This is a genomic window from Virgibacillus ihumii (genome assembly GCF_902726655.1).
Lineage (GTDB): Bacteria > Bacillota > Bacilli > Bacillales > Amphibacillaceae > Lentibacillus > Lentibacillus ihumii.
Map to the genome: position 1 here is coordinate 2,950,583 of NZ_CACVAN010000001.1, position 15,717 is coordinate 2,966,299.

At 36.8% G+C, this 15,717-nt stretch carries 18 protein-coding genes; 17 read left to right on the top strand and 1 reads right to left on the bottom strand.

Annotated features, from left to right (window positions below; all coding sequences use genetic code 11):
• Nucleotides 1–2 precede the first annotated feature (2 nt).
• From HUX68_RS14410 to HUX68_RS14450, 9 genes are all read left to right on the top strand, one after another.
• The gene (locus HUX68_RS14410) at nucleotides 3–1,235 is read left to right on the top strand and encodes an MFS transporter (protein ID WP_174615468.1); all 1,233 of its coding nucleotides are present in this window, start codon (nucleotides 3–5) and stop codon (nucleotides 1,233–1,235) included.
• 248 nt (nucleotides 1,236–1,483) lie between these two features.
• Nucleotides 1,484–2,761, top strand: coding sequence for an MFS transporter (locus HUX68_RS14415; protein WP_281355793.1), 1,278 nt, complete (start codon nucleotides 1,484–1,486; stop codon nucleotides 2,759–2,761).
• 142 nt (nucleotides 2,762–2,903) lie between these two features.
• On the top strand, nucleotides 2,904–3,377 hold the full coding sequence (locus tag HUX68_RS14420) for an HIT family protein (RefSeq protein ID WP_174615470.1): 474 nt from the start codon (nucleotides 2,904–2,906) through the stop codon (nucleotides 3,375–3,377).
• Between the two features lie 123 nt (nucleotides 3,378–3,500).
• The gene (locus HUX68_RS14425) at nucleotides 3,501–3,767 is read left to right on the top strand and encodes an ECs_2282 family putative zinc-binding protein (protein WP_217424807.1); all 267 of its coding nucleotides are present in this window, start codon (nucleotides 3,501–3,503) and stop codon (nucleotides 3,765–3,767) included.
• A 16-nt stretch (nucleotides 3,768–3,783) separates the two neighbouring features.
• Entirely contained in the window at nucleotides 3,784–4,251 is a 468-nt protein-coding gene (locus HUX68_RS14430) for a hypothetical protein (RefSeq protein WP_174615471.1), read from the top strand.
• 608 nt (nucleotides 4,252–4,859) lie between these two features.
• The gene (locus HUX68_RS14435) at nucleotides 4,860–5,768 is read left to right on the top strand and encodes a S66 peptidase family protein (RefSeq protein ID WP_174615472.1); all 909 of its coding nucleotides are present in this window, start codon (nucleotides 4,860–4,862) and stop codon (nucleotides 5,766–5,768) included.
• 179 nt (nucleotides 5,769–5,947) lie between these two features.
• Nucleotides 5,948–6,343 carry a VOC family protein gene (locus HUX68_RS14440; RefSeq protein WP_174615473.1) on the top strand — a complete coding sequence of 132 codons (396 nt, stop codon included), beginning with the start codon at nucleotides 5,948–5,950 and terminating at the stop codon, nucleotides 6,341–6,343.
• A gap of 88 nt (nucleotides 6,344–6,431) precedes the next feature.
• A complete protein-coding gene (locus tag HUX68_RS14445) occupies nucleotides 6,432–6,932 on the top strand; it encodes a GNAT family N-acetyltransferase (RefSeq protein ID WP_174615474.1) in 501 nt (166 codons plus the stop codon).
• Nucleotides 6,933–7,057: 125 nt separating this feature from the next.
• On the top strand, nucleotides 7,058–7,582 hold the full coding sequence (locus HUX68_RS14450) for a GNAT family N-acetyltransferase (RefSeq protein ID WP_174615475.1): 525 nt from the start codon (nucleotides 7,058–7,060) through the stop codon (nucleotides 7,580–7,582).
• A 57-nt stretch (nucleotides 7,583–7,639) separates the two neighbouring features.
• Here the strand turns inward: HUX68_RS14450 and HUX68_RS14455 are convergent.
• Nucleotides 7,640–8,982, bottom strand: a protein-coding gene (locus HUX68_RS14455) for an IS3 family transposase (RefSeq protein WP_174615476.1) whose coding sequence is annotated in 2 segments (ribosomal slippage) — nucleotides 7,640–8,544 and nucleotides 8,544–8,982 — 1,344 coding nt in all. Because the reading frame shifts where the segments join, the coding sequence is not laid out codon by codon here.
• Between the two features lie 274 nt (nucleotides 8,983–9,256).
• Between HUX68_RS14455 and HUX68_RS14460 the strand changes: the two genes are divergently transcribed.
• From HUX68_RS14460 to HUX68_RS14495, 8 genes are all read left to right on the top strand, one after another.
• Nucleotides 9,257–10,366 (top strand): oxidoreductase, encoded by a 1,110-nt coding sequence (locus HUX68_RS14460; protein WP_174615477.1) that lies wholly within the window; start codon nucleotides 9,257–9,259, stop codon nucleotides 10,364–10,366.
• A 195-nt stretch (nucleotides 10,367–10,561) separates the two neighbouring features.
• Nucleotides 10,562–10,789: a hypothetical protein gene (locus tag HUX68_RS14465; RefSeq protein ID WP_174615478.1), complete on the top strand. Its 228-nt coding sequence runs from the start codon at nucleotides 10,562–10,564 to the stop codon at nucleotides 10,787–10,789.
• A 268-nt stretch (nucleotides 10,790–11,057) separates the two neighbouring features.
• On the top strand, nucleotides 11,058–11,570 hold the full coding sequence (locus tag HUX68_RS14470) for a type 1 glutamine amidotransferase domain-containing protein (protein WP_174615479.1): 513 nt from the start codon (nucleotides 11,058–11,060) through the stop codon (nucleotides 11,568–11,570).
• 336 nt (nucleotides 11,571–11,906) lie between these two features.
• Complete coding sequence (locus HUX68_RS14475) at nucleotides 11,907–13,016, top strand: oxidoreductase (protein ID WP_174615477.1); 1,110 nt, start codon at nucleotides 11,907–11,909, stop codon at nucleotides 13,014–13,016.
• Between the two features lie 199 nt (nucleotides 13,017–13,215).
• Nucleotides 13,216–13,362 (top strand): hypothetical protein, encoded by a 147-nt coding sequence (locus HUX68_RS14480; RefSeq protein WP_174615480.1) that lies wholly within the window; start codon nucleotides 13,216–13,218, stop codon nucleotides 13,360–13,362.
• A gap of 66 nt (nucleotides 13,363–13,428) precedes the next feature.
• Nucleotides 13,429–13,716: a TIGR04104 family putative zinc finger protein gene (locus tag HUX68_RS14485; protein ID WP_174615481.1), complete on the top strand. Its 288-nt coding sequence runs from the start codon at nucleotides 13,429–13,431 to the stop codon at nucleotides 13,714–13,716.
• A gap of 102 nt (nucleotides 13,717–13,818) precedes the next feature.
• Complete coding sequence (locus HUX68_RS14490) at nucleotides 13,819–14,283, top strand: GNAT family N-acetyltransferase (protein WP_174615482.1); 465 nt, start codon at nucleotides 13,819–13,821, stop codon at nucleotides 14,281–14,283.
• 100 nt (nucleotides 14,284–14,383) lie between these two features.
• Nucleotides 14,384–15,178: an aminoglycoside adenylyltransferase domain-containing protein gene (locus tag HUX68_RS14495; protein WP_174615483.1), complete on the top strand. Its 795-nt coding sequence runs from the start codon at nucleotides 14,384–14,386 to the stop codon at nucleotides 15,176–15,178.
• Nucleotides 15,179–15,717 lie beyond the last annotated feature (539 nt).

The following is a 15,717-nucleotide window of genomic DNA, read 5'->3' on the forward strand; positions in this document are numbered from 1 at the left end:
TTATGGGAGTTCCAGTTGCACATGGTGATTCAAGGAATAAGGTTCCAGGATTTAAAAAGAATTATCCCGTATTTAGATTTATTGGTGGAAACTTAATTTCTTTTTTTGGAGATCAAATATACTTAATTGCTTTACCTCTTATTGTGTTAGCCTTAACTGGTTCACCATTAAGTATGGGGGTTGTAGCAGCATTAGAGAGACTCCCGATTTTAATTCAGCCGTTCACAGGTGTGTTGGCAGATAATTTTAATCGCAAGAAAATTTTATGTGTGTGTGACTTGGCTAGGTTTTTAACAATAGGTACTTTAGGCGTATTATACATAATGGATAACTTACTTATATGGGAAATTTATATGGCTGCATTTATTGTTGGCATCTTAACCCAAGTGTATAATACTACCCAATTTGCATCTGTACCTAGATTAGTACAGAAAAAGGATTTACAATTGGTAAACTCGATTAATACAGGGATATTTCAAACAGCTGTATTTATTGCTCCCGGGTTAGGCGGGATTCTGATTAGTGTTTTTAATCCTGGAATAGGCTTAATGATAAACAGCCTTTCTTTCTTTGTGGGGTATCTTGTTATATTGAGTCTTAACATAGATAGTAACATACAGGAGGAAAAAGTTAATGGCTCAAAGGTATTTGCTGATATCAAGGAAGGTTTTACTTTTGTTATTAACCAGAAGCCCATATTGTACACAAATCTAGCTATGCTTTTTTCAATTTTTGGAACCACGCTTTTTTTAACTATGCTAGTCATTCATTTAAAATCTGCAGTAGGCCTAGATGCTGCCCGTATAGGGTACTTACTTTCTATTGGTGGTGTAGCTGCAATTGTTGGTGCCCTAATGACAAATATACTTAAAAAATATTATTCATACAGAAGTATTTTATTTATTGCCGGTGTTGTAGGGGGAGGATCGATAATAGGTTTTGGTTTATCCGATTCCTTTATTTGGTTAGTAATAATGAATGCATTAGGAACAAGCAGTGCTGCCATTATGAGTCCTTGTGTTGTAACCATAAGACAAAAGCTTAGTCCTGATTATTTATTAGGGCGTGTACAAGCGACTAGTCGTTTTATGACATGGATTTTAATGCCTTTTTCTGCGTTAGTTGCCGGAATCGTAGGAGAGTACTTCGGTACCACCGTAACTTTATTAATAGGGGGGGTAATTGCAACATTAGCATCATTTATTTATTTACATCCTTCCATAAATGAAGCATAAAACTCGCGCATACCAGAATAAGATTTGCACTACTCCTTTGTAAAAAGGGCCATTTATTTAATAAGAGAATAAAGGTAGTTAATGAAAGTTGTAACCGACTAAATCATCTGGTTAGCTGTCTTATGTTTTTAATATCAATAAACGAAAAAGAAGAAATAATACCGGATAAAGCCCCTTTATGTAACGGATAAATGATATAATGAGAGTTAGGTGGTTTATCCCTAAAACAATAAATTGAGGATGGTTTTATCAGTTTATTATTTTCCAATTCCAATTTTAGAAATCTCTTTTTGGGAAGGTTAATTACCAACGCGGGTGACAGTATTTATTTAGTCGCAGCCATTTGGATGGTTTATCAATTAGGTGGTTCAGCTTTTTATACTGGTCTGGTAGGTGCACTCACTCTCTTGCCACAAGCACTACAATTTATGATTGGACCTTTAATTGATCAATGGTCCTTACGCAAAACGTTGATAACTACACAAGTACTTCAATTCGTTCTTGTGTTACTGATTCCAATTCTATTTTACGTTGATCTATTGACCATTACCGTATTATTAATTATCATGCCTCTTATTACATTCATCGAAGAATTTGCCTATCCAGCTCAAACTGTTGCTATACCAAAAATTTTAGAAAATAATCAGCTTACCAGTGGTAATACGTATATGGCTTTCGCTTATCAAGGAGTGGATCTCGTATTTAATGCATTGGCAGGTATTCTTGTATTCGTTTTTGGTGCTACCATTATTTTTTTAGTTGACGCATCCACTTTTTTAATTGCTGCATTTTTCTTTTATCTACTAAAGCTACCAAAAATGAAGGACGTAAAGCCTGTTGCCGAAAAACAAAACCTAATTCATTCGTTCAAGAACTATAAAGCAAAACTTAAAGAGGGAATTTATTACATAAGACAATCAATTCTTGCTAAGTACGTTCTTGTACTTGTTCTGACCAACTTTTCTATTGGTATAAATATTGCCGTGCTTCCCGTTTATGCAGGGGAACGGGGTGGCGCTTATATGTATGGGTTTTATATGGCTTCTCTAGCTGCAGGAACTCTAGTCGGTTCATTACTGAGTAAACTTTTTAACCGCTTTCCGTTGGGTAAATTATATGCTTTTTCTTATTTCTTTACTGCATTATTCTGGTTAGTATCAATTATAATCCCGTTTAATTGGCTGAGTGTAGTTGCTTTCGGACTAGCATGGCTACCTATTGGTGTAACTAGTGTTGTTCTAATAAGCACAATACAGCGGATTGTACCTGAGTATTTTCTGGCAAGAGCCTTCTCAGTTTTAGAAAGTGCTTCCGCTGTCGCAATGCCCTTAGGATCATTTATAGGTGGAACAGTAACCGTGTTTTTTACAGCATCTTATGTTTTAGGTTTTGCAGGTATGGTCTTTTTACTAATTGCAGTGTTGTGGTTATTAATAACAGACTTAAGACATTTACCACGTCCTAGTGTTATTGATCCAGAAAAATACGGATTAACATACGATTCAACAGGTAAAATGAATGATTGATTGGATTAAGAGAAATCATAGGATTTTTTAGAATTTCTGCAATACAAACGGATACCATTCTTAAATAATGGACTAAGCTTTTATTATTGGATTATGTTGTTGAGAAAGTGAAACAATGTTAAATATTTTGGAGGTAGGGATTATGGGAGAGGTCAATGATTGGAAAAGTGACCGTATTTCATCAGCATATCGAGGTGAAAATCCAATGGTGATAACTAAACTTAAAAGTGGTTTTGCAGTTATAGGAGATACTCAATTTCTACCAGGTTATTGCCTTCTGTTACCTTATAGATATGTTAACAGCTTAAATGATTTAGATTACCAACAAAGAACTGAATACCTCCTTGATATGACTATAATTGGTGATGCCATCCAGGAAGTATGCAGCCCAAAAAGAATTAATTATTCCATCTATGGAAATACAGACGCTTTTTTACATGCACATATTTTCCCCCGATATACATGGGAACCGGAGGAGAGAAAATTTAACCCAGTATGGCAATATCCAAAAAACAAGTGGACTGATGGTAAGTATCATTATACGGATGAAAAGCACCTTGGATTAAAAAACACTATAGGTGAAACATTGGTTACGTTGTCTAAATCTGCGTATTAAAATTTCATCAGACATCATTCCGGAATTGGCTCCCGTTCTATACATAAAAGCCAGGTAGGAATATTAGCTCAAATAAAGTGCTAAATAATATACAAATATAGCTTTCAAAGAAAGGGGACTTATATGAAAGATATAAATAGGCAAGTAAACTTAAAATGTGAAGTATGTGGGAATGATCAATTTTCAGGTGTGAAAGAAGATGTAGAAGATTTATCAAGTGCTCCTGATGACACAGAAATAAAGTGTTCCGATTGTGGTCGGCATGTAACCAAAGAACAATTATTCGAAGAAAATGAATATGTAATAAATGCAAACATGGAAGACCTTGAAAAAGATCTTATGAAGGAAGCGAAAAAGGAATTTAAAAATATGTTCAAGGGTTTTAAGTAAAGGTGTGTTGGATTAAATGAAGACTCTTTATTCTGTTAGCGAATATTTTGTAAATAATTGGTTAGCTATTTTGGCATTTATTATTTCGTTTTTATCTTTTATGGATGCTAAAAATGCTAATAAAGTGCTTAATAGAGTTCAGGAACTTGAGGAAAAATTGAAATTGTATGAGTTAGAAGAGAAAGAGGAAGCGCAGAAGGCATGTGTTGAAGCAAGAGTAGTAAAGATTTCAAAGAATAATTACAAGCTAAAAATATGGAATTCAGGTAAAGCAACAGCTTTTAATGTCGATTTTGAAGTTTCGGGATTACGTGAAGGAAATATCTTTAAAGAAAAAGTACCTTATGAATTTTTGGAGGGAGGTAAATATTTTGAGGAGTCGGTGATGGTAGCTGCATTTACCGTTCGTAAATTTAATGTGAAAACGATGTGGAATGATAAAAGTGGAGATCAGCATCATAAAGAGCAAATAGTTTCTATGTAGTTAAATGAATCTGGAAGAGATGTATAACTTTGAAAATTGAAGCTGATATTCTTCCCTATCTGGAGTAAGGTTTGGCGTCCTGCCTTGCGGATTCGGACCATTATATTGAATAACACAAAGGGGGAATTTGTTTGTTAAGCTTTGCAGAAATATTGTGGACGGGTTCTATAGCAATATTAGTTTTCAGTTCATTTATGTATTTAAGTGATTTAACAAATAAAAAAAAGCAAAGAAGCCTTTCAACTTTTGAATTCACAATGTACATAATCCTTACAATTGCAGTTATTGCCTTTGGTATTAGTATAATAATGCAAACATTTGAGAGATTTGTCTAAAGGCTAGGGGTTGCCATCAAGGCAACCTCTTTTGTTTATAAAGGGGAACTATTTCATATACCTTTCCTAATGTGACTTTGAAATAAAGTTTGATGATTTTTAATAAAGATTGATCATTTTAATTAAAGTCCGATAGTTTATAAAAAAGTTTGATACAATTAATGTGATGAATTATTCCGGAATTGGGCGCGAATCGGGAAATCGCGCCCGTTTGGTTCCATTATTGGGCGCATTTCTTCTATAACCAGGAATTAAAGAAAGGGAGGAAAGTTTATGATAAAGCCATATGCCTTACAAGAAGGAGATCGGGTAGCAGTTATTGCCCCAGCCGGACCATCTGACAGAGAGTTGCTGAAACAGGGAATACGGGTATTAGAAAAAATGGGGCTTAGTGTTGTCATTGGGCGGTATGTGTTCGATGTGGAGGAAGACCTTGCCACTGCCGATCAAAAGCGGCTTGCTGATTTGCATGAGGCATTTTTTAATCCTGATATACGGGCAATTTTTTGCGCTAATGGGGGATTCGGGTCAGCAAGAATTGCTCCAATGATTGATTATGCAAAGATACGGAGCAATCCCAAGATATTCTGGGGTTACAGCGACATTACATATCTGCTAAATGCAATTCAAAAGTTCAGTAATTTGGTTACTTTTCATGGGCCGATGGTGGCAACTGATCTGAACGATGCACAAGGAACAGCAGAGACGGAATCTTCGTTTTTTCCTCTCTTCACAAAGGAATCTCTGACCTATGATTCTCGTAAATCGCCTCTTATCACACTAGCCCATGGAACAGGAGAAGGACATTTAGTGGGTGGGAATCTAGATCTGATAACCAATGGGGTGGGAACGCCTTTTCAATTGAATACGAAAGGGGCTATACTACTAATTGAGGAAGTCGGAGCACCTTCGTTTCTGATTAATGCGATGCTTACTCATCTCAAACAGGCCAGGGTATTCGATGAGGTCGAAGGTGTGGTTATCGGTGATCTTCAAACTGAACCAGATGAATATGCAAAGATTAAAGTAGTACTGCAAGACTTCTTCGCTTGTGCGCCTTTCCCCGTTGTTGAGAAATTTCACATCGGCCATTGCCAGCCCAATTATGGGGTGCCATTAGGAACACATGCGAAACTCACAACATCACCACCTCGATTGGTAATCGATTCAGGCGTGATGTAAATCTTTATACAACAGAAATAATTATCTTAATTTAGCTAGTCAATCTTCCGCAATAGGACGCTTATCGTGAATAAGGTAAGTGCCTTTTTTATAGATTAAAGGATTGAGTTAATTCTTGGAATTTGGAATAATTGGTATTAAGTAAAAGGATAGATTGAAGGAATAAAGGGGGCCATTTCTTGTCAAAGGGATTACTTCACCATGTTGAGATTTATGTCTCTGATTTAAAAAGGTCAATTGATTTTTGGAGTTGGTATCTTGAAGAATTAGGATACAGCTCGTTTCAGAAATGGGAAAGCGGGCAAAGTTGGAAAATAGGAGATACATACATCGTTTTTGTTCAAACTGAAGAACGGTTTTTAGACGTTCCATATCATAGATGTCGCGTGGGTCTAAATCATTTAGCGTTCCATGCTGAATCGCGTCAACACGTTGATGATATGACGAAGAAATTAAAAAATAAGGGAGTTACTATTCTTTATGAAAAGCAGCATCCATTCGCCGGGGGATATGACCATTACGCCGTTTATTTTGAAGATCCAGACAGAATGAAAGTGGAACTCGTAGCACCCTAACAGTTCAACAATAGGACGCAGTTCTGAAATAAAGATCGGTCGCTCGTATTGTTCATAAGGGCAGGATTGTTTGCAAGGAGGGAACGTAGTGATAATGAGGGAGATAAAGACATCAGATGCAGAGAAATTCTCCAACCTTACCCCACAAGTTGAGGCAGAATCTGAATATATGCTATGGGAAGCTGGGGAAAGAAACGTTCAAATCGAGCAACAACTAAAGATGATCGAGGGTATTGAACAAAAAGATAATTCGACTATACTTGTTGCTGAGAAAGATAACAAAGATTTGGTGGGGTTCCTGATGTCTGTGGGAGGAAATGCCAAGAGAAATAAACATTCATCCTATATTGTTATGGGAATTTTAAAGGAATACAGGGGAAAAGGAATAGGCACAAAATTATTTGAAGAGTTGGAGCGATGGGCGTTAAACCATAATATACATCGCTTAGAATTAACAGTAGTTACCCGGAATGAAGCAGCATTATCGCTGTATAAGAAAATGGGTTTCGAAATTGAAGGGACAAAAAGACACTCTTTATGTATTGATGGTGAATTTGTTGATGAATATGATATGTCAAAACTTTTATAAGGCGAATTAGCTGAAAAAGCTGATTTGACTATACCGCAATAGGGCGCTATTTTCTAATAATGAATAGCGCCGATGCAGCATATAGCTTGTAGTCCATCAAAATTTATTACTTGGGGGGGATATGGATGGCAGAGAGTAATGGTAATTGCATTATTCGAACGGTGAAATTAGAGGATGCCGGGGCAATTGTAAGTATTATGAACTCCGTTATTGCTGAAGGCAAGTATTTAATAACAATCTCCGATGAATATAATAAAACACCGGAGGAACAAAGGGAATCAATACATAACATATTAAAAAATGAAAGAGAAACCATACTTGTCGCAGAGTTAAATGGAGAAGTAGTTGGGTATATCGTGTTTTTTTCACAAACTAGGAAGAGAATGTCTCACAAGGGTTCCATCGGAATGATGGTCGATAAAAATTGTAGAGGTATAGGTATCGGAAAAATGCTTATGGAAGCATTATTATACTGGGCAGAAACAAATCCTTTAATTGAAAAGGTAAGTCTAGGTGTATTTTCATCAAATCACAGAGCTATAAAATTATACAAAAACCTTGGATTTATTGAGGAAGGTCGGAAAATTAATGAATTTAAAATGGGAGAAAATGAATATCTTGACGACATTCTTATGTATAAATTGGTTTAAGCAATCGGGCGCAAGAAACGAATGAAGTGACCCCATAAAGTTAGACAGGTTATTTTGTTAAGCAACTGGTTGGGCATGAGTTCGGAATTGTATCGGACTCATGCCTTTTAATTTTGTCTTGATTCGTTTGATGTTGTAGTAATTTATATACTTTTTAAGCTCTTGCTTAAAATGATGAATACTCTTAAATTCTTTTAAATATAGAAACTCAGACTTCATGATGCCGAAAAAATTTTCAATCACAGCGTTATCGTAACAGTTACCTTTTCGAGACATACTTTGAGTAATTCCATGTTCTTTAAGGGAATGTCTATACTGTTTCATCTGATAGTGCCAGCCCTGATCAGAGTGAATGATAAGTTTATCTTTGTCTGTTAATCTCTCAAATGCCTGGTCAAGCATTGTAGAAACGAGTGAATACACGGGTCTCGTGTCAATTGTATATGTGATAATCTCCCCATTATACAAATCTAACATAGGGGACAGATACAATTTTTCCCCAAACAATTTAAACTCCGTAATATCTGTAACCCACTTCTCATTCGGCTTACCAGCCTTAAAGTCCCGTTCCAAAATATTAGGTGCAATCTTACCAACCGTTCCTTTGTACGAACGATATTTCTTAATACGGACAAGACACTTTAAGCCCAATTCTTTCATAATACGTTGAACCTTTTTATGATTGACCCGTTGTCCCCGGTTGGCTAATTCATCTCGAATGCGACGATACCCATAACGCCCTTTGTGTTCATCATAAATCATTTGAATTAATTCTTTCAGATCTGCATCTGGATCAGGACGATCCAACATTTTTACCCAATAATAGTAGGTACTGCGCGGAATACCCGCGAACTGAAGAAGTGTTTTCACTGGAAATTGACGCCTTAATTCATAGACGACTTTCGCTTTGTCTTGTTTGGTGATTTTTCCTTGCTTTGAACTAAGGCATTCAACTTTTTTAAATACTCAACCTCCATACGTAAACGTTCATTTTCTGCCTGTAACGTCTCCTTTTTTCCATCGACTGCTAACTTATTGCCTCTTTTCATTGGTAAATGCCCCTTTTTCTTCGATTTCAGGGCATCTACTCCTTCAGATTCATAGGCGATTTTCCATATGCGAAGCGATTCAGGTGATGGAATATTAAACATCGCCGCTGTTTCTCGAATAGACGTCCCATGTTTATCCATATAATGAAGTACGTCTAGTTTAAACTGTGTAGGGTAAGTTGTATAGTTTTTTATAAAAACCTCGTCACCAAAAGCTTTGTATTGTTTAACCCACCGATGAAAGTTACTATGATGAACACCAATCGATTGGGTGATTTCACCTCCGCTTTCTTTTCCATATAGATACCGTTTTACTGCCTGAATCTTTTCTTCTGGAGAAAATTTTCTCATAAAGAAATTGCACCTCCAATTTGTTAGTTGTGTCTAACAATTGGGGTGCAGTTCAGAATAAGACCTGCGCTCTTTTTGGTTCATTAAGTCATTTTGTGTAATAGGTGAAGAGATCAATGCTAGCGCATTGTTCACCCTCACCATAAACATGTTCCTGTTATTTTAGAATACGGTGAACACGTCTATAACATAATAACTGTGAGCGCATGGTTTGATATTCATACACATAAAACCTAAAATTTGATTGACATCGCACAGAAAGGAAGTTATAGACATGGCATACGATTACCTATTCTCAGATTTTAATATCGGAAATACCAATATCAAGAACCGTTTTATTGTTTCCCCTATGACTCGTGTGAGCGCGGAAGAAGATGGGCTCGCCAATAACCGTATGAAGGAATACTATGAACGGTTTGCTAAAGGCGGTTTTGGCACCATTATTACAGAAGGAATTTATTTCGATGAAAGTCACAGTCAGGGGTATGATAACCAACCAGGTCTAGCCAATGACAAACATGTACAAGCATGGAAACCTATCGTTGATGCCGTTCACAATCATAACACCTTATTCATTGCCCAGCTTATGCATGCCGGCGGTCAATCTCAAGGAAATGCCTACGTGAATGAAACCATAGCCCCATCTGAGATTCCACCAAAAGGAGAACAATTGGAATTCTACGGCGGCTCCGGACCCTTTCCAACGCCTGAATCAATGACGAAACAAAATATTGATGATGTTAAAAGGGCTTTTGTGAATGGGGCGCTTCACGCAAAAGAAGCTGGTTTTGACGGCATCGAACTTCACGGTGCTAATGGATATTTGTTAGATCAGTTCCTAACTGACTACCTCAACCATCGTGAAGATCAATACGGCGGTTCACTTGGGAATCGCCTTCGGTTGATGCTGGAAGTTATAAATGATGTACGCCAAGCTGTCGGCGAGGATTATATTGTCGGCATTCGCATCTCACAAATCAAGGTATCCGATTCCAAGCATAAGTGGCAGGAGGGTGAATCATCGGCTGAGACCATTTTCTCTAAACTTGGTGAGACATCCTTAGATTACATTCACGTCACGGACGGTAATGGAACAGCCCCAGCGTTTGGTGAAGGTACTAAGACATTAGCGAAGGCAGCTAAGGATTACGGAAAACTCCCTGTTATTGCGAATGGTAAGCTTGGTGATCCGGAAACCGCAAACAACGCCCTTCACCAAAATGAAGCCGACTTCGTATCTCTAGGAACTAGTGCGCTTGCAAACCCTGACTTGCCAAACCGAGTCAAAAAAGATAAAGTGTTGAAAGCCTTTGATTTTAAAAGTACGTTACTGCCCATTGCGTATGTTAAAGACCATGAGCTGAATGCGGACATCGTCGAATAAAACGAGAACGTCTGAAAGTCGTCTAGATCCTGATAGCCATTGATATAGACGGCTTATTTTGATCTTATTTCCGTAAAATATATAAGCCTTTAGTTTATTCAACTAAAGGGCGCGATTACGTAATTAACGAGTAAGTTTTAAAAAACAGTGATTATTTGATTAATCTATATTATAATTATCACAGAGGTGATAAGAATGGATAAGGAAATTCTTGATTTGCTGACAGAAATGAACAAGGAAATGAAAAGTATGAAATCAGAAATGCATAGTCGATTTGACACTATAGAAACAAAACTGGAAGGTGTTGGGAGCCAGTTTGAATTAACAAACGAATCGAGCATCAATGAAATGGATTTTATTGTTGACAAAGTAAATAAAATGGAGAAAGAACTTTATAGTTTAAAAAACAAATATAATAACTAGAGAGTGCATAAATACGCACTCTTTTTTATTAAGTAGACCTTTGATCAATGTTAAGCTATCGGGCGCAGTTGGGGAATAAAGACCAGCGCCCAAATGCCATTGTAGTGCACGTTTATGTAACACGATAAGGTAGAAGGGAACAAGTGCCTGTCAGTTAGAGCATCGTTATTTGGTTCGTGTATAATACGGTTCATGAGCATACTGCTTAATAAAGTTATGGGCAGTATGCTAGAATATATTCGAGAATGATAAAGGGAGGAAGTGCTATATGAGTCGACACATTGCAGTCCTTGTAACAGACATGGTAGAAGAAATTGAATTAACTGATCCTGTGAAAGCTTACAAAGAAGCTGGGCATACGGTAGATATTATCAGTAATGAAGCAAAAAAAACCATCAATGGCAAAAATGGGGACGAAATACAAGCAGATAGAGGCATAGATGAAGTAAATGCAAACGATTATGATGCATTACTCGTACCTGGCGGGTTTTCTCCTGACTTACTACGTATTAATCCGAAGAATAGTGAGTTTGCGAAAACATTTTTCCAAGATAATAAACCCATATTTTCAATTTGCCATGGTCCACAGTTTCTCGTTAATACAGACCAACTAAAAGGTAGAGAGCTAACAAGCTTTGTTTCCGTAAGAAAAGACTTGGAAAATGCAGGAGCAACTGTAAGAGATGAAGAAGTAATCGTAGATGGAAACCTTGTAACAAGCAGAACACCTGATGATCTTCCTGCATTCAATCGCGAATCTCTAAAGCTTTTAGAAAAATAATTCGTCGATCGTATAGGGGGGCTGTTAATCATGCAGCCTCTCTTTATTTTTTATTTGATAATAGATAAAGCGCTCATGCCCATCTGCCATGATCTTCCTCAAACGGGCGCAAGAAACGAATAAGACCTGCGCTCTTTTTGGTTCATTAAGTCATTTTGTGTAATAGGTGAAGAGATCAATGCTAGCGCATTGTTCACCCTCACCATAAACATGTTCCTGTTATTTTAGAATACGGTGAACACGTCTATAACATAATAACTGTGAGCGCATGGTTTGATATTCATACACATAAAACCTAAAATTTGATTGACATCGCACAGAAAGGAAGTTATAGACATGGCATACGATTACCTATTCTCAGATTTTAATATCGGAAATACCAATATCAAGAACCGTTTTATTGTTTCCCCTATGACTCGTGTGAGCGCGGAAGAAGATGGGCTCGCCAATAACCGTATGAAGGAATACTATGAACGGTTTGCTAAAGGCGGTTTTGGCACCATTATTACAGAAGGAATTTATTTCGATGAAAGTCACAGTCAGGGGTATGATAACCAACCAGGTCTAGCCAATGACAAACATGTACAAGCATGGAAACCTATCGTTGATGCCGTTCACAATCATAACACCTTATTCATTGCCCAGCTTATGCATGCCGGCGGTCAATCTCAAGGAAATGCCTACGTGAATGAAACCATAGCCCCATCTGAGATTCCACCAAAAGGAGAACAATTGGAATTCTACGGCGGCTCCGGACCCTTTCCAACGCCTGAATCAATGACGAAACAAAATATTGATGATGTTAAAAGGGCTTTTGTGAATGGGGCGCTTCACGCAAAAGAAGCTGGTTTTGACGGCATCGAACTTCACGGTGCTAATGGATATTTGTTAGATCAGTTCCTAACTGACTACCTCAACCATCGTGAAGATCAATACGGCGGTTCACTTGGGAATCGCCTTCGGTTGATGCTGGAAGTTATAAATGATGTACGCCAAGCTGTCGGCGAGGATTATATTGTCGGCATTCGCATCTCACAAATCAAGGTATCCGATTCCAAGCATAAGTGGCAGGAGGGTGAATCATCGGCTGAGACCATTTTCTCTAAACTTGGTGAGACATCCTTAGATTACATTCACGTCACGGACGGTAATGGAACAGCCCCAGCGTTTGGTGAAGGTACTAAGACATTAGCGAAGGCAGCTAAGGATTACGGAAAACTCCCTGTTATTGCGAATGGTAAGCTTGGTGATCCGGAAACCGCAAACAACGCCCTTCACCAAAATGAAGCCGACTTCGTATCTCTAGGAACTAGTGCGCTTGCAAACCCTGACTTGCCAAACCGAGTCAAAAAAGATAAAGTGTTGAAAGCCTTTGATTTTAAAAGTACGTTACTGCCCATTGCGTATGTTAAAGACCATGAGCTGAATGCGGACATCGTCGAATAAAACGAGAACGTCTGAAAGTCGTCTAGATCCTGATAGCCCTTGATATAGACGGCTTATTTTGATCTTATTTCCGTAAAATATATAAGCCTTTAGTTTATTCAACTAAAGGGCGCTTATCGGGTATAAAGATCAGCGCTCATATCGTACATAAAGGTCTGATATAAATAACTTCATTGTTGGAAATAAGGGGAATACAATTATGATGAAATTGCAAGTAACGACATTTATTTTGATTGGTGGAATAATTGGATTTTTCACAGACGGTATAATGATTGGTGTTAGCGCAGGAGCACTCGTTTTTATAGCATATAGATTTGAGAAATTATTAGCAGAGAAACATAAGTAGCTTATAAAACGATCGGGCGCCATTCTTGAATAAGCTGAAAGTATTTTTAGAAGAGGAGGTACTTTAATGCCAATTTGTCAAAACTGCGGTGAAAAATGGAGTTGGAAACAAACGTTTAAAACGATATTCAGGTTAAAATGCCCTTATTGTGGTAAAAAGCAATATGAATCCGCATCATCAAGAACAAAAAGTGGTGCATTTATGCTCATTCCGTTAGTACTCTTACCTATTAATGCTTGGTTTGAATTCTCAGTAGGTACGGTGTTATTACTTGCTACTCCTTTGTTTTTAATTACATTTGGCTTATATCCATTTATTTTAAAGTTGTCTAATGAGATAGAACCTTACTGGTAAAGTTTCATCTGACATTTCAACTAACGGGCGCCTTTCTCGAATAGTAAAATACTTCTAATTGGGATTAAGATACTCTGAATTTATGGTAAGGAGTGAGTGCTTTTGCTTATCCGAAAGGCAGTTAAAAGTGATAGTGAAGCTATATGGAAAGTTCATTATGATGCAATAAAAAATGTCTGTAGTTCTCATTATACACAAAACCAGTTAGAGGTTTGGGCAGGGAAGTTAAAACAAAGTTCATATATAGAAAGTATTGAAACTAAAATAATGTTCGTTGCAGAAGTAAATAGTGTAATTGTAGGTTTTGGCCAACTCAACCTTGCTAATGGTGAGATTGAAGCTGTCTATGTTATATCAAGTAACCTCAGGCTAGGCATTGGTAAAGAGTTGTTTCAAAAACTTGAAACGATAGCAAAAGAAAAGGGGATTCGAGAATTAAGCCTGATTTCTTCACTTAACGCTGTTAAATTTTATAAACAGTTAGGGTTTACTCCTAAAAATGAAAAGACGCATAAAATTGCTGAAGATACTGTCTTGCAATGTGTGGAGATGGAAAAAGCCATATAGATCTATGGAACGATCTACCGTGATAGGGGTACCATTCTCGAATAAAGGCTTTTCTTCTTGAATCGAACAGAAGTTGAAAAAGCAATAGGTGTGATTTTTTATGACGAATAGTTGGCAAACTTGTTCAACTGATACAAAAGATTTTATCCTTAACCTTTTACCTGAGGTCAAAAAAATAATAAAAGAAGATTTTATCGGTTTTTATATACACGGTTCTTTGGCAATGGGTGGTTTTAATCCTAACAGTAGTGATATTGATATCTTGATTGTTACACACAATTCATTAACTCTGGAAACCAAAAGGAAATTAGCACAATTATTCTTATATCATTCAAATAATCCCTTTCCTATTGAAATAAGTTCTTTGAATGAACAGCAATTAAAAAATTGGAGGCACCCCTCTACATATGATTTTCATTACAGTGAGTTTTGGAGGGAATGTTATGAAAATGATTTGGAATTGGGAACATATCAATATTTAAACAATCAGATACAAACAGATCCAGATTTATCTGCACATATAAAGATAACCACAAATAGAGGAATTTGCATAGAAGGAAAACCTATTGATGAGGTGTTTCCTTGTGTTCCACGTTCTCATTACATATCATCCATTATGGGAGACTTTGAAGAATGCTTGGAAAATATTGAAAAAAAACCTATATATTGTACATTGAATTTAATAAGGGTGTTTTGGTATCTAAAAGAAGGTTTTATTTCATCGAAAGAAGAAGCAGGTAATTGGGGCTTGTTATCTTTGCCAAAAGAGATGAACTCTACCATTCAAAAAGTGCTTTATAACTATTCAAACACTGAAGTTTATGATATTGAGAAAAATGAACTTCATTTGGTTAGAAATTATATGGCTAGTAATGTACGAGCACTGTTAAATTAACGGGCGCAGTAATCGAATAAGAGCTGTGCTCGTCTTGCTCATAAGGGCCAGATTGGGAAAGTAAACCTTTGTGGAAATTACAGATATTTGAGATAATTGTTATCAAGATAGCACATAGGATCATTGAAGAAATATGAATTTTTGTAAGGGTATAGAAGTATAAATGATACTAATATAACTAATGATGCAGCCAATTTGAATGCAACCAATTTAAAAATTATGAGGGGGTGAATAAGTGGACACTTTTGTGCAAATATCACCTTTTTTTGTGCAAGGAATAATTTTAGCAGCTGTAGTTTATATAGTGATAAGAATCCTTGAAAAATCACAGAAAAACAAAAAGTAATGGAAGTGCCTTTATTCTCGGGTAAGTAAACCTTACTAGCTAATAGCAGAAATGAGACTATTCCAGAAAAGGGCGGCAAGGAGATCTATTCAATGAAATATTTTATAAAATAAATTTGGTTAGTATGTTATATGCCCTTATCATATTTATTCCGATTCGATTTATGGGCGAATTATACAGGGTCAGTAGACTA